This window comes from Priestia koreensis (assembly GCF_001274935.1).
GTDB classification, from domain to species: domain Bacteria; phylum Bacillota; class Bacilli; order Bacillales; family Bacillaceae_H; genus Bacillus_AG; species Bacillus_AG koreensis.
This window is the reverse complement of the sequence record NZ_LILC01000013.1, coordinates 617,065-633,654: the sequence shown is the minus strand read 5'-3', so window position 1 is coordinate 633,654 and position 16,590 is coordinate 617,065. Positions and strand designations below refer to the sequence as shown.

18 protein-coding genes are annotated in these 16,590 nt (G+C 40.7%); all 18 read left to right on the top strand.

The genetic code is table 11. The features are described 5' to 3' along the window. Positions 1–24 precede the first annotated feature (24 nt). The 18 genes from fliM (at position 25) to AMD01_RS12255 (ending at position 16,480) form a co-directional block, all read left to right on the top strand. Positions 25–1,023: a flagellar motor switch protein FliM gene (fliM, locus tag AMD01_RS12340; RefSeq protein ID WP_053401697.1), complete on the top strand. Its 999-nt coding sequence runs from the start codon at positions 25–27 to the stop codon at positions 1,021–1,023. Further along, a complete protein-coding gene (gene fliY, locus AMD01_RS12335) occupies positions 1,016–2,206 on the top strand; it encodes a flagellar motor switch phosphatase FliY (protein WP_053401779.1) in 1,191 nt (396 codons plus the stop codon). The genes fliM and fliY overlap by 8 nt, the downstream gene beginning before the upstream one ends. Before the next feature lie 18 nt (positions 2,207–2,224). Next, on the top strand, positions 2,225–2,587 hold the full coding sequence (locus AMD01_RS12330) for a response regulator (RefSeq protein ID WP_053401696.1): 363 nt from the start codon (positions 2,225–2,227) through the stop codon (positions 2,585–2,587). 199 nt (positions 2,588–2,786) lie between these two features. Beyond that, positions 2,787–3,248 (top strand): flagellar biosynthetic protein FliO, encoded by a 462-nt coding sequence (locus AMD01_RS12325; protein WP_169775959.1) that lies wholly within the window; start codon positions 2,787–2,789, stop codon positions 3,246–3,248. After that, positions 3,241–3,909, top strand: a complete 669-nt coding sequence (fliP, locus tag AMD01_RS12320; protein ID WP_053401694.1) for a flagellar type III secretion system pore protein FliP — start codon at positions 3,241–3,243, stop codon at positions 3,907–3,909. Before AMD01_RS12325 ends, fliP begins: the two co-directional genes overlap by 8 nt. A gap of 9 nt (positions 3,910–3,918) precedes the next feature. Beyond that, positions 3,919–4,188 (top strand): flagellar biosynthesis protein FliQ, encoded by a 270-nt coding sequence (fliQ, locus tag AMD01_RS12315; protein ID WP_053401693.1) that lies wholly within the window; start codon positions 3,919–3,921, stop codon positions 4,186–4,188. A gap of 3 nt (positions 4,189–4,191) precedes the next feature. After that, complete coding sequence (fliR, locus tag AMD01_RS12310) at positions 4,192–4,968, top strand: flagellar biosynthetic protein FliR (protein ID WP_053401692.1); 777 nt, start codon at positions 4,192–4,194, stop codon at positions 4,966–4,968. A 1-nt stretch (position 4,969) separates the two neighbouring features. Continuing rightward, positions 4,970–6,052 carry a flagellar biosynthesis protein FlhB gene (flhB, locus tag AMD01_RS12305; RefSeq protein ID WP_053401691.1) on the top strand — a complete coding sequence of 361 codons (1,083 nt, stop codon included), beginning with the start codon at positions 4,970–4,972 and terminating at the stop codon, positions 6,050–6,052. Positions 6,053–6,110: 58 nt separating this feature from the next. Next, positions 6,111–8,150: a flagellar biosynthesis protein FlhA gene (gene flhA, locus AMD01_RS12300; RefSeq protein WP_053401690.1), complete on the top strand. Its 2,040-nt coding sequence runs from the start codon at positions 6,111–6,113 to the stop codon at positions 8,148–8,150. Next, a complete protein-coding gene (gene flhF, locus AMD01_RS12295; protein WP_053401689.1) occupies positions 8,147–9,247 on the top strand; it encodes a flagellar biosynthesis GTPase FlhF in 1,101 nt (366 codons plus the stop codon). Before flhA ends, flhF begins: the two co-directional genes overlap by 4 nt. Then, a complete protein-coding gene (locus AMD01_RS12290) occupies positions 9,240–10,100 on the top strand; it encodes a MinD/ParA family protein (RefSeq protein ID WP_053401688.1) in 861 nt (286 codons plus the stop codon). The genes flhF and AMD01_RS12290 overlap by 8 nt, the downstream gene beginning before the upstream one ends. Positions 10,101–10,109: 9 nt before the next feature. Next, the gene (locus AMD01_RS12285) at positions 10,110–11,216 is read left to right on the top strand and encodes a protein-glutamate methylesterase/protein-glutamine glutaminase (RefSeq protein ID WP_053401778.1); all 1,107 of its coding nucleotides are present in this window, start codon (positions 10,110–10,112) and stop codon (positions 11,214–11,216) included. Position 11,217: 1 nt separating this feature from the next. Continuing rightward, positions 11,218–13,233: a chemotaxis protein CheA gene (locus tag AMD01_RS12280; RefSeq protein ID WP_053401687.1), complete on the top strand. Its 2,016-nt coding sequence runs from the start codon at positions 11,218–11,220 to the stop codon at positions 13,231–13,233. 22 nt (positions 13,234–13,255) lie between these two features. Then, the gene (locus AMD01_RS12275; RefSeq protein WP_053401686.1) at positions 13,256–13,705 is read left to right on the top strand and encodes a chemotaxis protein CheW; all 450 of its coding nucleotides are present in this window, start codon (positions 13,256–13,258) and stop codon (positions 13,703–13,705) included. Between the two features lie 5 nt (positions 13,706–13,710). Next, a complete protein-coding gene (locus tag AMD01_RS12270) occupies positions 13,711–14,340 on the top strand; it encodes a chemotaxis protein CheC (protein ID WP_053401777.1) in 630 nt (209 codons plus the stop codon). A 1-nt stretch (position 14,341) separates the two neighbouring features. Further along, the gene (locus AMD01_RS12265) at positions 14,342–14,839 is read left to right on the top strand and encodes a chemotaxis protein CheD (protein WP_053401685.1); all 498 of its coding nucleotides are present in this window, start codon (positions 14,342–14,344) and stop codon (positions 14,837–14,839) included. A 251-nt stretch (positions 14,840–15,090) separates the two neighbouring features. Next, positions 15,091–15,858 (top strand): FliA/WhiG family RNA polymerase sigma factor, encoded by a 768-nt coding sequence (locus tag AMD01_RS12260; RefSeq protein ID WP_083446529.1) that lies wholly within the window; start codon positions 15,091–15,093, stop codon positions 15,856–15,858. 10 nt (positions 15,859–15,868) lie between these two features. After that, positions 15,869–16,480, top strand: a complete 612-nt coding sequence (locus AMD01_RS12255) for a hypothetical protein (protein ID WP_169775958.1) — start codon at positions 15,869–15,871, stop codon at positions 16,478–16,480. The last annotated feature ends 110 nt before the right edge of the window (positions 16,481–16,590 follow it).

The window sequence follows — 16,590 nt, the reverse complement described above, 5'->3', positions numbered from 1 at the left end:
GGAAAAAAGCAGGAGGTGAACAAAATGGCGGGCGATGTTTTATCGCAAAATGAAATTGATGCTCTTTTATCCGCGCTGTCTACCGGTGAAATGAACGCAGAACAGTTAAAAAGCGAAGAGGCGCAAAAAAAGGTTCGGGTGTACGATTTTAAGAGGGCCCTCCGCTTTTCCAAAGATCAGCTTCGAAGCTTAACGCGTATTCATGAGCATTTTGGACGACTGTTAACAACGTATCTGTCTGCTCAGCTACGGACATATATTCAAATGTCTGTTGCGACAACGGATCAGCTTCCTTACGAGGAATTTATTCGCTCCGTTCCGAAAATGACGATTTTAAACGTTATTGATGTGCCACCACTTGATGGAAAGATTATTATGGAAGTCAATCCAAGTATTGCTTATGCAATGCTCGATCGCATTTTAGGTGGGCAGGGAGAATCTGGTGCGAATGTGAGTAGCTTGACGGAAATTGAAACGAGATTGCTAACGAATCTCTTTGATAAAGCCATTGATAGCTTTCAAGAAGCATGGGAAGAGATTGCTAGCATTGACCCTATCTTATCGGATCTTGAAATTAACCCTCAATTTTTACAGGTTATCTCACCGAATGAGACAGTTGTGGTGATTACGTTAAACGTTCAGATTGGTGATGTGTCAGGAATGATCAATATTTGTATTCCTCATGTCGTCCTAGAGCCAATTATTCCGAAATTATCTGTTCATTATTGGATGCAGTCGGCCAAAAAAGAACCAACTTCTGAGGAAATGGCTACGCTTGAAAAGAAAATTCGTTTCGCAACGCTCCCTCTAGTAGCAGAGCTAGGAAAGACGGATATTTCGATTGACGATTTCCTTCAGCTTGACATAGGGGATGTGATTTCGCTAAATCAAGATATTCAAAAACCGTTAACGATTAAAGTAGGGGAGACACCTAAGTTTATGGGGCAGCCAGGAATGAAGGGGAAAAAATTAGCCGTACAAGTAATAGAAGAATGGAGAAAGGGGGAATCAGATGATGAGTGAGGATAATATGTTAACACAGGATGAAATAGACGCGTTGCTAAACGGATCGGCAAACGATGATAACTCTGAGAACAGTAATGGAGAAGAGGTAAATGTGAACGAATATTTCTCCGATATGGAACTTGATACGTTGGGTGAAATTGGGAATATTTCCTTTGGTAGCTCTGCTACCGCTCTATCAGCATTACTTAATCAAAAGGTCGAGATTACGACACCAAGCGTTGACTTAATCATGCGCACGGGATTAGCTGAAGAGTTTCCCAAACCATATGTAGCTGTTGAAGTCCAGTATACGGAAGGATTCGCTGGATCAAATCTTCTTGTTATCAAGCAAAGCGATGCAGCCATTATCGCTGATTTAATGCTTGGAGGCAACGGTCTTGCCGCAGCAATGGAACTAAATGAGATTCAAATTAGTGCCGTGCAAGAGGCGATGAATCAAATGATGGGATCAGCAGCAACGTCGATGTCATCCATCTTTCAAAAGAAAATTGATATTTCGCCGCCCAATTTAGATTTGCTTAATTTATTAGAAGGAGAAGGCGCTCATATCATTCCACAGGACGATATTTTAGTTCGAATATCGTTTCGATTACGAGTTGGTGAGCTGATCGATTCGTCCATTATGCAACTTTTTTCGCTTCCATTTGCGAAAAGTCTCACAAAAGATTTGTTAAATAATGATGAAAATTCTGTCGAATCTAGTTATAATAATACAGCAGAAAGTTCCAGTTCGACTAGCAATAGCCAAAAAACAGAGCCTGAAGCTTACGTGTCTTCAATGAATGAATCTTATGATGCGCATGCGCCGGTTTCGGCACCAGTGACCTCCTATCAAGAAAAACCAAAAGCTCCACCTCGTGACGTTAGCGCTGCAACATTTTCATCTTTTGAACCAACGATGAATCTACCAGAAAAAGAATCACGTAATTTGGATATGCTGCTTGATATTCCGCTTCAGGTGACAGTAGAGCTTGGGCGAACGAAAAAGACCATTCAGGAAATTTTAGAGCTAGCGCCAGGTTCAATTATTGAATTGGATAAATTAGCGGGGGAACCTGTTGATATCTTAATTAATAACAAGCTAATTGCAAAAGGTGAAGTAGTGGTCATTGAAGAGAATTTTGGTGTTCGTGTAACGGATATTGTCAGTCGCCGCGAGCGAATAAATAAACTACGCTAGTTATAGGGGGAATTCAACATGTCAAAACGTATATTAGTTGTTGACGATGCAGCATTTATGCGCATGATGATTAAAGATATTTTAACGAAAAACGGTTACGAAGTAGTAGCTGAAGCAGCAGACGGTGCACAGGCGATTGAGAAGTATCAAGAGCACAACCCGGATCTAGTGACCATGGATATTACGATGCCAGAAATGGACGGTATCACAGCCCTAAAAGAAATTAAAAAAATGAACCCAAATGCAAAAATCATTATGTGTTCAGCAATGGGCCAACAGGCAATGGTCATTGATGCCATTCAAGCAGGTGCGAAAGACTTTATCGTGAAGCCTTTCCAAGCAGACCGTGTGCTTGAAGCAATTGGAAAAACGTTAAGCTAAGGCCAGAATAAAAGAGGGTGAGACAAGTATGCGTATAAAAAAAATAGTCATACTCATCCTCTCCTGCCTGCTTTTGATTACACCTCGGGTTGCTTTTGCGGAGGGAAATCAAACGGTGAAGGAATGTGTGGAAGCGAAAGATAAATGTCAAGATAAGAAAACTCCCGACAGAGAATCGAACGAAGTCTCATCTAACGAGATGGTCTCTGGTTGGGATTTTTTTAAGATGTTTCTCGCTTTTGCGTTTGTAATCGCGCTGCTGTATTTATTGCTTCGCTTTTTAAACAAACGTCAGCACGGGTTACGATCCAATAAACTCATTCAGAACTTGGGAGGAACGGCTCTTGGAAGCAATCGTTCCATTCAAGTGGTGAAGGTTGGTGAACGCCTTCTTGTGCTAGGTGTAGGAGAGAGTGTCCAACTTCTATCAGAGGTGACGGGCGATGAGAAAGAACAGTTGATAGAGTTACATAGTCAGCTAAATCAACAGACAATAGAGCCAAGTAAAATGTTAGGGCAGTTCAAATGGCCGTTTCTGAAAGAAAAGCCGGAACAAACGCCTAAGTTTAACCAAGTGCTCAAAAAAGAAATGAACGAGATGATCAAAAAGCGTAAGCAAACATTTGAGCATGTAGAAAAGGACGAGAACAAGTATGAATGATGTAATGCAACTTTTTAATGGAAGCGATCCAGGAAACGTATCGACAACAGTTAAGCTGCTGCTACTGCTCACCGTCTTCTCTCTTGCTCCAAGTATTTTAATTTTAATGACGTGCTTTACCCGTATCGTGATTGTTTTATCATTTGTAAGAACGTCCTTAGGGACACAGCAAATGCCGCCTAACCAAGTCATTGTAGGGCTTTCATTGTTTTTAACCTTTTTTGTGATGGCACCAACGCTCTCACAGGTGAATAAGGAGGCACTGCAGCCGTTATTCGATGAAAAAATCACGCTAAATCAGGCCTACGACCGAGCTGCTGTACCGCTCAAGGAATTTATGAGTAAAAATACAAGGCAGAAGGATTTAGCTTTATTTCTTGATTATGCAAAATTAGAGCGACCAAAGTCTGTAGAAGATATTCCGCTTACGGCTCTTGTACCGGCATTTGCGATTAGTGAGTTAAAAACCGCCTTTCAAATTGGTTTTATGATTTTTATTCCGTTTTTAGTCATCGACATGATTGTCGCAAGTGTCCTTATGTCGATGGGGATGATGATGTTACCGCCTGTTATGATTTCATTGCCTTTTAAAATACTTTTATTTGTTTTAGTGGATGGGTGGAACCTCGTAGTGAAATCACTATTACAAAGCTTTTCGTAGGTGAGATAAATGAGTGGAGAATTTGTAATTTCAATTGCCGAAAAGGGCATTTACACTGTGCTAATTGTATGTGGACCGCTATTATTGATCGCGCTTGTAGTAGGTTTGATCGTCAGTATTTTTCAGGCGACCACACAAATTCAAGAACAGACGCTTGCGTTCATTCCGAAAATCGTGGCGGTTATGCTTGGTATTGTGTTATTTGGTCCTTGGATGTTATCAAAAATGATTAGTTTCACACACGACATATTCGCCAATCTGTATCGGTATATAGGGTAGAAAATGGAGCAGATTCTACAGATTATTCCCGTCTTTCTTTTAGTATTGGTTCGAATTACGTCTTTTTTTGTGACGGTACCGCTTTTTTCGTATCGAAACATTCCCACATCGCACAAAATTGGCCTGTCTGTTTCACTATCGTTTATTGTCATTAATGTTGTAAAGCTTCCTAACATTCAGCTCGATGATCTTTTTATCATGCTTGTTGTAAAGGAATGCTTAGTTGGTCTAAGTATTGGCTTAATTGCTTACCTTGTTATGATGGCCATTCAAATTGCTGGGGGTCTTATCGACTTCCAAATGGGATTTACCATTGCCAATGTAATCGATCCTCAAAATGGAACACAGAGCCCGCTTATGGGTCAATATTTATACATCATTGCCCTTCTATTTCTATTATCGGTTAACGGTCATTATTTATTAATAGATGGGATCTATTATAGTTATCAAATGATAAAGGTAGATGAACTAAGTATTCATATAGGAAGTGGCCTTTTTGCGAAGCAATTTATCACTGCTTTTTCAACGATGTTTTTAATTGCTGTTCAGATGTCACTGCCAATTGTCGGATCCATTTTTCTCGTGGACATCGCGCTCGGCATTGTCGCTCGAACGGTACCGCAGCTTAATATCTTTGTTATTGGTTTTCCAATTAAGATCATTGCTTCTTTTGCGCTACTCACAATCGTAATGGGAAGTATGATGATGGTCGTTCAAAAGATTTTCGAGCAAATGCTAACATTCATGCAAGGCTTGATGAGGGTTTTAGGAGGAATGTGACATGAAGCAAATCAAACTTGATTTGCAGTTCTTTGCCGGAGAAAAAACAGAAAAAGCGACACCGAAAAAAAGGCAGGACTCCAGAAAAAAAGGCCAAGTAGCCAAAAGTCAGGATGTTACAACAGCGATCATTCTTCTTCTTTCCTTCCTATATTTTAGTTTTGGTGCAGGGAATCTATTTGAACAATTGCGAATGCTCCTTATTCATAGTTTACAAGAGTATCTTGCAAAAGATGTAACGGAGTCAAATGTCTTTACGATTTTAATGGAGTTGCTTCCAAAGATTGCTCTTGCAGTAGGTCCTATTTTTCTCGTTGTCATTGTAGGAGCTCTCATTGCAAACTTTATGCAAGTAGGATTTTTGATTTCAGCTGAATCGTTGAAACCAAACTTGAATAAAATTAATCCAATTAGCGGTGCCAAACGCATTTTTTCCATGCGCGCTATTGTTGAACTATTAAAGTCATTACTAAAGGTTGGTTTGATAGGTGTTGCAACCTTTTCAATTTTATGGATTAACCATACGGAAATTTTACTTTTATCACAAAAGACGGTAGGAGCAGCGCTTGTGACGATCTCGAAATTAGTGCTTCAAATGGGTTTAACAGGCTCTGCTATTCTATTATTTTTAGCATTTCTTGATTATCTATATCAGAAATTTGACTTTGAAAAAAGTATTAGAATGTCTAAGCAAGACATTAAAGATGAATACAAAAATATCGAAGGAGACCCTCATATAAAGGGGAAAATTAAGCAGAAGCAGCGCGAAATGGCCATGTCAAGAATGATGCAGGAAGTACCGAATGCAGATGTTGTCATTACAAATCCAACTCACTATGCAATTGCACTAAAATATGATGAAGCGAAGATGGATGCTCCTTATGTCATTGCAAGCGGAGTGGACTTTATGGCGCAAAAGATCAAGTCGATTGCTAAAAGTCATGAGGTCGTGATGATTGAAAATCGTCCACTTGCGCGGGCTCTCTATGATCAAACGGATGTTGGCGATGCAGTCCCCGAAGAATTTTTCAAAACGATTGCTGAAATTTTAGCGTATGTTTATCGATTAAAGAATAAAGTATAAAAAACGTTTATAGAAGGATGAATTGAAGTCTAGTGAATGTGTAAGGAGAGAATAACAGATGCAAGCAAGAGATTTTCCCGTTATTTTAGGTGTTGTATTAATCATCATTATGCTCGTCATTCCATTACCGACGTGGTTATTAAGTATTTTAATCATGTTAAATATTTCTCTTGCGCTTTTAGTATTGCTGGTCTCTATGAATATGAAGGAACCGCTTGAACTCTCCGTGTTTCCGTCACTACTATTAGTGTTAACTCTTTTTCGTCTCGGGTTAAATGTCTCTACTACTCGAGCCATTTTAGGGACGGGGGAAGGTGGAGGCGTTGTTGAAACGTTCGGTCACTTCGTTATTGGCGGCAATGCGCTCGTTGGTTTTGTTGTTTTTATCATCTTAATTATCATTCAATTTATTGTTATCACAAAAGGTGCTGAGCGCGTATCGGAAGTAGCAGCGCGCTTTACGTTGGACGCGATGCCTGGGAAACAAATGAGTATTGATGCGGATTTGAACGCTGGCGCCATTTCTGAGCACCAGGCTATTGAGCGACGGGAGAAAATTCAGCGTGAAGCAGACTTTTACGGCTCCATGGACGGAGCGAGTAAGTTTGTAAAAGGGGACGCAATTGCCGGCATCATTATTACCATTATCAACGTCTTATTTGGAATGATAATTGGAATGGTGCAAATGGATATGTCTCTAACTGAAGCTTCGCAAACTTTTACTCTCTTATCGGTAGGGGACGGTCTTGTGAGTCAAATTCCAGCCTTAATGATTTCAACCGCAACAGGAATTATTGTCACACGAGCGGCATCAAATGGAAATCTTGGCCAAGATATTACGAGCCAATTGTTTGCATTTCCAACCATGCTATATGTAACAGGTGCAACCATCATATTATTAGGTCTTGTCACACCGATTAACGATATTATTACGCTACCAATTGGTGGTCTTTTAGCTGTGGGAGGTTATTTTATCTCTAGAGCACGTAAGCCAGCTGATCCTACGGATACGGCAGAAATGGATGAAGAAATTCAAGCTGATGAAATGAAGAGTCCAGAAAGTGTAGTAAACCTCTTGAGTGTTGATCCCATTGAATTTGAATTTGGTTATGGATTAATTCCGTTGGCTGATACGAATCAAGGGGGAGACCTTTTAGACCGGATCGTCATGATTCGTAGGCAGCTCGCTCTTGAAATGGGACTGGTTATTCCGGTTGTCAGAATTCGAGATAACATTCAGCTACAGCCAAATGAATATCGCTTGAAAATTAAAGGAAGTGAGATGGCCACAGGTGAATTGTTGCTCGATCATTATTTAGCCATTAGTCCAGGAAATGATGATGATCTTATCGAGGGAATTCCAACAGTCGAACCAGCGTTTAACATGCCGGCAAAATGGATTACAGAGTCGGTGAAAGAGGAGGCTGAGATGATGGGCTACACGGTTGTCGATCCGCCGTCGGTCGTTTCGACTCATATTACCGAAATTATTAAAGCATACGCACATGAGCTACTTGGTCGTCAAGAAACGAAGCAGCTAATTGATCATATGAAAGAAACGTATCCAATTATTGTTGATGAAGTCACGCCATCGCCTCTATCGGTAGGAGAGGTTCAGCGCGTGTTAGCGAATCTTTTAAAAGAGAAGATATCGATTCGGAATTTACCGGTTATTTTTGAAACGTTAGCTGACTACGGGAAGATGACAAATGACACCGACTTACTAACGGAATATGTACGACAAGGCCTTTCACGCCAAATTACAAATCAGTATATGACAGATGAGCAATCGTTGAAGGTTGTCACACTATCGGGTCGTGCCGAAAAAATACTTGCTGAAGGTGTACAGCAAACGGAGCATGGAAATTATTTATCTCTAGATCCACAGTCGTCACAGGCGCTTCTTGAAAATATTGCGCAACAGGTAGAACAAATGGCTATTCATGCACAAACGCCGATTATTTTATGTTCGCCGGCTGTTCGGATGTACGTAAGACAGTTAATTGAACGGTATTTGCCACACGTGGCTGTTCTATCATATAACGAATTAGAAGCAACAATCGAAGTGCAAAGTGTTGGGGTGGTGAACGTAGCATGAAAATAAAACGATATGTAGCACCGTCTATGCCAGAAGCGATGAGGCTGATTCGTAATGAACTCGGTTCACAAGCCGTTATTCTAAATTCAAAACCCCTTCGTATGGGAGGGATTTTAGGATTATTTGCTAAAAAGCAGGTAGAAGTAGTAGCAGGTGTTGATGTCACACCTGCTTTTCAAAAGAAAGAAGCGATGAAAGCAGAAGTAACGCCATCGCCAATGACAGAGGCTGTGACGTCAGATGAATTAGGTATCATGAAGCAGCTAGATGAACTAAAAAGAAAGCGAGAAGCAGAGGAAGCCGAGCGAAGCAAATCTTCGCGCGCAACACCTGCTTTACAACATTTGCTTCAATCACTTCGAGAACACGAAGTGGCAGCTTCAGTTTTGCAACATCTAGAAAATGATTTAGCAGAAACAAATCCTTCAGAAGTCTATCAAAAAGCAAATGAATGGATTCAGCAGAAAATCGCGCCTTATGTAGAAGAAAGGCGATTATTTCCCAAAAAATATATTATGCTTGTTGGTCCTACAGGAGTGGGGAAAACGACAACGCTCGCTAAAATTGCCTCAAAGTACGTCATCGAGCATCAAAAAAAAATCGCGTTTATTACAACGGATACGTACCGTATTGGCGCTGTTGAACAGCTTCGGACATATGCGTATATTTTAAATGTTCCTGTAGAGGTTTGCTACAATCGCGATGATTTTAAAGAGGCGATCCGCAAATTTCAGGACTACGATTATGTGTTTATTGACACTGCTGGTCGTAACTTTAAAGAAGAAAAATACATCGATCAGTTGAAAGAAATTGTTCATTATGAAAACGAGGTTGAAAAAGTACTCGTCTTAGCGCTAACAGCTAGGTATCGAGATATGGTTCGTGTATACAAACAGTTCCAGACGATTGGCGTGGATTCTATTATTCTCACTAAATCAGAAGAGACGGATATTTTAGGAGCAGCGCTTAATTTTACGTTTCATCATCAACAACCACTTGCCTATATTACAAACGGACAAAACGTGCCGGACGATATTTTTGCACCAAGTGCTTCATACATTGCTAAAACTCTATTAGGAGAAGAGCGAGATGCATGATCAAGCGGAGCAATTAAGAATGCAAATGCAACAAATGAGTGAACGTTCCCCCCTCAAAACAATGGCTGTTGTTAGTGGAAAGGGAGGGGTAGGAAAGTCAAATTTTTTACTCAATTTTGCTTTAGCACAGTGTAAAAAAGGGAAAAAAGTGCTTCTTTTTGATTTAGATATAGGCATGGGTAACATTGACATGCTACTAGGAACCACCTCTTCAAAAACCATCGTTAACATGTTTGAAAACGGAGATCGTCTCGAGGCACTTATTCAAAAGGGACCGCATAACCTCTCGTATGTAGCAGGAGGAACGGGTCTTGTGAATATACTAGAGTTTACGGCTGAAAAAATTCATTACTTGATTCAAGAAATGGAAACAATCGCTCATGACTATGACTATTTTATGTTTGATTTAGGAGCAGGAATGTCAGAGAGTTATGTTCGTTTTTTGAAAGCTGTGAGCAAAATTGTTGTCGTAACAACTCCAGAGCCGACGGCCCTTATGGATGCCTATGCTGCAATTAAGCTTTTTTCAGCGAATAGGGTGACGGGAAAGATTGATATTATCGTCAATCGAGCCGATACAAAGCAAGAGGGCGTTCTTACATTCAACCGATTAGAAACCGTCGTGAACAAGTTTTTGGGTAAGGACATTAAATTATTGGGGATTATCCCCAATGATCGGTCGGTAAGTCAGGCGGTGATGGCTCGTACGCCTTTTATCCTTTCCAGAGTTGCTTCTCCTGCTAGCCGCTCTATTCTGAAGATGGCGTACGAGGAGGATCTACAAAGGGAAGAAGGTCTCGAAATACAGGGGGGCTTTTTAAAACGCTTAAAACAATTTTTCCTAGAAAGGTAGGAAATGATTTTGAAGAAGATTAGGGTGCTTATTGTTGATGACTCAGCATTTATGAGGAAGTTAGTAACGGATTTTTTAAGTGAAGACGAACGTATTGAAGTGGTCGGAACAGCGAGAAACGGAGAAGATGGATTAAAGAAAGTCGCCTCGTTGCACCCTGATGTTGTGACGCTTGATGTCGAGATGCCTGTTATGAATGGACTTCAGATGTTAGAAACGTTAATGAAGCATAGCCCTGTTCCCGTGATTATGCTCTCAAGCACTACATATGAAGGGGCTTATAATACGATTGTTGCGATGCAATACGGAGCGATCGAATTTATTGCCAAACCGTCAGGCTCCATTTCATTAGATCTTCACAAGATAAAAGAGGAGCTCATTTCAAAAGTAATATTGGCGAGTCGGGCGAACATCATTTCAATGAAGCAAACAATTGACCGTACACATAAACAAGATAGTGAGAAAACGGAAATTAATAGTAAAATAGAACTATCTAAAGAGTTAAAAAAGAGTACAATTAGTTTAAAGCCGATTGTGTGTATAGGCTCATCAACAGGAGGACCAAGAGCGCTTCAAGAAGTGCTAACAAAGCTTCCTCAACATTTTCAGGCACCGATTGTAATTGTGCAACATATGCCCGCTGGATTTACGAAGTCACTCGCTAATCGTTTGGATAGCCTATGTCAAATTCACGTAAAAGAAGCGGAAAATGGTGAAATTCTAAAGCCGGGGGTCGCCTATATTGCTCCGGGTGGTTTTCATACAACCGTTAAAAAGATGGGTACGACTCTTGCGATTACAACGGATGAAACCCCACCGCTAAGAGGACATCGTCCAGCTGTGGATGTCTTATTTGAAACCGTCAGCTTGATTCAAGGTTACCAGAAATTAGCGGTTATTTTAACTGGTATGGGATCAGATGGAACAGAAGGAATGAAAAAGCTAAAACAAACAGGCCATACAAAGGTGATAGCTGAGTCAGAAAAAACATCAGTTGTGTACGGCATGCCCAAAGCAGCGGTAGCAACTAATCTTGTTGATGAAATCAAAGATCTCCACGATATTGGAGAGGCAATCGTTCATACTGTCGTACAGTGGAACAGAGGGGGCAATTAAAATGGAGTTAAATCAATATCTAGAGGTATTCATTGAAGAAAGTAAGGAGCATCTGCAAAACGTTAACGATCAACTGCTAGAATTAGAAAAGCAACCCGATAATTTAACGATCGTCAATGAAATTTTCCGTTCCGCTCATACGCTAAAAGGAATGTCCGCAACGATGGGCTTTGAAGATTTAGCGAATTTGACACATAAAATGGAAAATGTATTAGACGCCATTCGAAATCACAAGCTACAGCCGTCATCGCAAATTTTAGACGTGCTGTTTGCTTCTGTGGATGATTTAGAGGCGATGGTGGAATCAATCTCATCAGGAGGCGACGGCAAGCGAGATGTAAGCATAGTAGTGGCTCAGCTTCATGCGATTGAGACGGGAGAGTCGATACCTGCCGCTAGCGCGGAAAGCCTAGAGCAGGAGGCTGTGGTTCAAGAAGGACCGATGACATACGATCCGTTCGAACGTACAGTAATGATGCAGTCAATGGAGCAGGGGTTTGTACCTTATGAAATTGTTGTCCGTCTTAGCGAAGCTTGTTTATTAAAAGCAGCCCGTGTGTACATGGTATTTGACGTACTTGAGCAGGTCGGGGAAGTTATTAAATCGGTTCCTGAGACACAAAAGCTTGAGGAAGAAAAGTTTGGGCATGAATTTACCGTAACGGTTTTAACAAAAGTAGAAAAAGAAGAACTAAAAAAACGAATTTTAAAAGTGTCCGAGGTGGAGGATGTTCGAGTTAACATCGTTCAAATCGAAACAGAAGAATTAACGTTTGTAGAAGAAGTTCAAGAACAGCTACAAGCAATTGAAGTAGAGCCGCAACACGAAGAAGCAGCGAATCCGAAAAAAACATCTGTAGGAAAGCAGCAGGGGCAAAAAACCATTCGTGTAAATATTGAGCGCTTGGATAGCTTAATGAATTTATTCGAAGAGCTCGTCATTGACCGAGGGCGTCTAGAGCAAATTTCAAAGAATCTTAACAATAGCGAACTAAATGAAACGGTTGAACGTATGTCTCGAATTTCAGGCGACCTTCAAAGTATTATTTTAAATATGCGCATGGTTCCGGTTGAAACCGTCTTTAATCGTTTCCCACGTATGGTGAGACAGCTTGCGAAAGATCTAGGCAAAAAAGTAAACCTTGAAATTGTCGGGGCAGAAACAGAGCTTGATCGCACGGTTATTGATGAGATTGGAGACCCGCTCGTCCACTTATTGCGTAACGCTATCGACCATGGGGTAGAAATGCCAGACGTTCGAAAAGAAACTGGAAAACGTGAAGAAGGCACAATTCGCCTGAAAGCCTATCATAGTGGAAATCATGTATTTATTGAAATCGAAGATGATGGTCATGGTATTGATCGTGAAAAAGTATTAAATACGGCGATTCGAAAAGGATTAGTCACCGCTCAAGCAGGAGCAGCGATGACGAACAGCCAGGTATACGATTTGATTTTAGCATCTGGTTTCTCAACGGCTGACAAAATCTCTGATATTTCAGGACGAGGCGTTGGCCTTGATGTGGTAAAAAATACGATTGAGTCGCTTGGCGGGAGCATTACGATTGAATCAACGCTCGGAAAGGGATCGGTTTTCTCTATTCAATTACCGCTTACGTTATCCATTATTTCCGTTCTTCTTGTTGAAATGGGAACAGAAAAATATGCGATTCCATTATCATCGATTATTGAAACGGCCATTGTGAAAAATGACCAAATATTATATGCGCATAATCAAAAGGTGATTGATTTCCGAGGGAAAATTGTCCCTCTCATTGATTTGAAACGAATCTTTGAAGTGCCAAATGTTGAAGAAGATGAGCTGCATTCGGTTGTCATCGTTCGCAAGGGAGATAAAATGGCTGGACTAATGGTGGACTCCTTCATCGGACAGCAAGAGGTTGTGTTGAAGTCACTAGGAGATTACTTGTCTACTGTGTTTGCCATCTCCGGTGCTACGATTTTAGGAGACGGTCAAGTGGCGTTAATTATTGACTGCAATGCACTGATTAAATAATCGCATAGATAGAGAGGAGACGATGACAAAGATGGATATGAAAGTAATTGTGTTTCAGCTTCACAATGAAGAATACGGAATCCCTGTGCAACAGGTCAGAGGAATTGAAAAGATGCAGCACATCACTCGTGTTCCCCGCACGACTTCCTATATAAAAGGAGTTATTAATTTAAGAGGAGTCGTAACGCCTATTATTGACCTTCGCGCACGATTTGACCTAGAAGAAATTCCTTATACGGATCACACGCGCATCATCATTGCAGCCGTAGGTGAAATTGAAGTGGGACTTATTGTGGAAAGTGCGAACGACGTCATTGATATTGATTCAAGTACCATTGAGCCTGCACCAGAAATTGTCGATGGCATTGAAGTGGATTATTTGAACGGCGTAGTAAAAGTTGAGCAACGTCTACTAATCCTACTAAACCTGCACAAGATTTTAGAGATTGACGCTGCAGAAGTGGAAGGATAAGCGTGATGAATTATGGGTCTCTTGAACCTCATCACATTGATTTATTAAAAGAAATTTGTAATATTGGCGCTGGTCATGCTGCAACAGCTTTATCAACGCTTTTAAGTAGACGAATTGATATGCAGGTTCCTCATGTGAAAGTCGTAACGTTTGAGGAAGGAATGAACTTAATGGGGGGCTCTGAGCAAGTTGTCTCAAGCAGTTTTTTGCGGTTTGAAGGCGATGTTTCTGGCGGGATGTTCTTTTTGCTGTCCATTGAAGATGCGACAACATTTGTGCAAGAGCTTCTGCAGGACCAGAAAATTACGTTTCAGCAATTTCCTTACAATGAAATGGCGCTTTCTGCATTAAAGGAAATGGGAAATATTTTAGCGGGTTCGTATTTGTCATCCTTCTCTGATTTTACCAAACTGCGACTTTCTCAGTCTGTTCCAAGTATAAGCATTGATATGGTAGGCGCAATTTTAAGCAACGGTCTATTACAGGCCTCCTATGAAGGCGATATGGCGATCATGATTGATACCGTTTTAACAGACGGCGATAAAAATAACGTACATGAACTGAACGGTCACTTTCTATTAATTCCAGATCCTGAATCTATCCCGAAAATCTTTTCGTCTCTTGGAGTTCAATAGAATGCTATATGACACGAACGTCATCAAAGTAGGAATTTCAGATATGAATATTGTAACCGCGCCTGACCATATTCGAACATCAGGACTAGGTTCATGTGTGGGCGTGGTGATTTATGACCTTCATAACCGAATTGCAGGCTTAGCGCACATCATGTTACCGGATTCTTCATTAGCAAAACTAAATGAGCTAAATGTTGCGAAGTACGCCGATACAGCGGTGAAGGCATTAGTAGAAGAGTTGCTTCGAAAGGGTGCAAGAAAGGCGTTCTTAAAAGCGAAATTAGCAGGAGGAGCGCAAATGTTTCAATTTCACTCCTCAAATGACTTAATGAGAATTGGTCCACGTAATGTCGAAGCGGTGGAAGCGGAGCTGATGAAGTTACATATCCCCATCCAGGCAAAAGACGTGGGCGGGAACAATGGGCGAACAATTGAATTTGACCCTGCAAGCGGAATGCTTCAAATCCGGAAGGTTCATCAAGGAACATTTGAAATTTAATGATTGTACGAATCGCCCAATGTTTATCACATTTCACTTCCTGAAATGAATGAGCAAAGGGCGATTAGTTTGTATATTTTAATTGTGTAAGCTGGTAAAAAACCATGACCAAGCGTATTTTGTCGAAAAACGCCTAGTTCTTTTGGCTCAACTATTGGAAAAAGGCTCCTCGTTTTCATAAAGAAGTTAAAAATTTGTTATAATGCAAGAACAAGCAAGTGATCGAAAGCGTACATTTTAAAGGGGGGATTATGTTGGTTAACAAGGCATCAAATGAAGAACTTATCTACTGGCAGAAATGGATTCATTCACGTGACCCTCATGCAGGTGATGTACTCGTTAAAAAATACATGCCGCTCGTGTACTATCACGTTCAGCGGATTTCCATCACATTACCGAAAAATGTGAACAGAGATGAGCTGATTAGCTTAGGTCTATTAGGTTTGTACGATGCCCTAGAAAAGTTCGACTACGAGCGAGAACTGAAATTTGATACGTACGCGTCCTTCCGAATTAGAGGTGCTATCATAGATGGCCTACGCAAGGAAGACTGGCTGTCTAGAAGTGCCAGGGAGAAATCAAAGAAAATCGAAGCAACGGTTGAAAAGCTTGAGCAAAAATATTTGCGTAACGTAACAGCAAGAGAAATCGCATCAGAACTTGAACTGCCGGAAGAGGAAGTCGTTCAAACGATGAACGAAGGATTCTTTGCGAACGTTCTATCGATGGAAGAACAACCGAAAGATTCCGAGGAAGGGGAATTTCAATCATATACGGTACGCGACGAAAAGGGCCTCTCGCCGGAGGAAGCCATTATTAAGGAAGAAGTCTACCGAGAGCTTGAAACGATGATCGGAGACCTTAATGAAAAAGAGCAGCTTGTTATCTCCCTTTTTTACAAAGAAGAGCTAACGTTTACTGAAATTGGTCAAATCCTAGGTTTATCCACGTCGAGGATTTCCCAAATCCATTCAAAAGCGATCTTTAAATTACGAACAACATTAAGTAAAGTGATGTGACACGTTCATTATGATGAGTTTTGCTCTTATAATTAGTTTTATCTTACATGCTATTACCTTCTTTATTATCGTGATCTTATATTCCCACGTCACGCGGTTAAAAGAGACGGAAATGCGTACAAAGGCGCTAGTCGAAGAAGCCGAATCATTTATGACGAGTGCGCTTGTCGAAATGAAAGAACAAAACGAACTTCTGTTAAAGCAAATAAAAGAAGAGCGTGCCAAAGTGTCACCACGCACAAAGGAAGCTGTGGTTCAGCAACGAAAAGAGATCTCACCGGTAGAACACGACAAGCAACAGAGTGAACCGGTAGAAAAACAGAATCAGCTAGGTAGTAAACAGGAAAAGCAGCAGGAAAGACCGAAAACCATTAACGTGGTCAGTGAACCCACAAAGGAAGATCTGAAGGAATTACTTCGAGTGGAGGAGAACGAATCGTCTCATACGAGAAGTTCGCTTACTCCAAAAGAAGTGGCCAAGCTTTCTGTTGAAGAGGTAGAAGAGGTAGCGATTTCGTTACAAAAGGAAGGTTTAACTTTGGATGAAATTGCTAAATACTTACATAAAGGGAAGACCGAGCTTGAATTATTGTTGAGATTTCGACAAGAAACAAGAAAATAGTCTTGCTTGTAATAGTTGATTATGCTATATTTGTTTTTGGTGTTATCACACACGTTTGTTGATTCAATCATTGGTGCTGCAATTTTGTGGTTTTGGTTGAAGATGAGACG

What these genes read in the sequence shown, in the direction of transcription:
- AMD01_RS12255 (WP_169775958.1), top strand. Translation starts at nt 15,869, where the DNA reads ATGATGAGTTTTGCTCTTATAATTAGTTTTATCTTACATGCTATTACC.
- flhB (WP_053401691.1), top strand. Translation starts at nt 4,970, where the DNA reads ATGAAGCAAATCAAACTTGATTTGCAGTTCTTTGCCGGAGAAAAAACA.
- AMD01_RS12260 (WP_083446529.1), top strand. Translation starts at nt 15,091, where the DNA reads ATGTTGGTTAACAAGGCATCAAATGAAGAACTTATCTACTGGCAGAAA.
- AMD01_RS12325 (WP_169775959.1), top strand. Translation starts at nt 2,787, where the DNA reads ATGGTCTCTGGTTGGGATTTTTTTAAGATGTTTCTCGCTTTTGCGTTT.
- fliY (WP_053401779.1), top strand. Translation starts at nt 1,016, where the DNA reads ATGAGTGAGGATAATATGTTAACACAGGATGAAATAGACGCGTTGCTA.
- AMD01_RS12270 (WP_053401777.1), top strand. Translation starts at nt 13,711, where the DNA reads ATGAATTATGGGTCTCTTGAACCTCATCACATTGATTTATTAAAAGAA.
- flhA (WP_053401690.1), top strand. Translation starts at nt 6,111, where the DNA reads ATGCAAGCAAGAGATTTTCCCGTTATTTTAGGTGTTGTATTAATCATC.
- AMD01_RS12280 (WP_053401687.1), top strand. Translation starts at nt 11,218, where the DNA reads ATGGAGTTAAATCAATATCTAGAGGTATTCATTGAAGAAAGTAAGGAG.
- fliP (WP_053401694.1), top strand. Translation starts at nt 3,241, where the DNA reads ATGAATGATGTAATGCAACTTTTTAATGGAAGCGATCCAGGAAACGTA.
- fliM (WP_053401697.1), top strand. Translation starts at nt 25, where the DNA reads ATGGCGGGCGATGTTTTATCGCAAAATGAAATTGATGCTCTTTTATCC.
- fliR (WP_053401692.1), top strand. Translation starts at nt 4,192, where the DNA reads ATGGAGCAGATTCTACAGATTATTCCCGTCTTTCTTTTAGTATTGGTT.
- AMD01_RS12290 (WP_053401688.1), top strand. Translation starts at nt 9,240, where the DNA reads ATGCATGATCAAGCGGAGCAATTAAGAATGCAAATGCAACAAATGAGT.
- AMD01_RS12275 (WP_053401686.1), top strand. Translation starts at nt 13,256, where the DNA reads ATGACAAAGATGGATATGAAAGTAATTGTGTTTCAGCTTCACAATGAA.
- AMD01_RS12265 (WP_053401685.1), top strand. Translation starts at nt 14,342, where the DNA reads ATGCTATATGACACGAACGTCATCAAAGTAGGAATTTCAGATATGAAT.
- fliQ (WP_053401693.1), top strand. Translation starts at nt 3,919, where the DNA reads ATGAGTGGAGAATTTGTAATTTCAATTGCCGAAAAGGGCATTTACACT.
- AMD01_RS12330 (WP_053401696.1), top strand. Translation starts at nt 2,225, where the DNA reads ATGTCAAAACGTATATTAGTTGTTGACGATGCAGCATTTATGCGCATG.
- flhF (WP_053401689.1), top strand. Translation starts at nt 8,147, where the DNA reads ATGAAAATAAAACGATATGTAGCACCGTCTATGCCAGAAGCGATGAGG.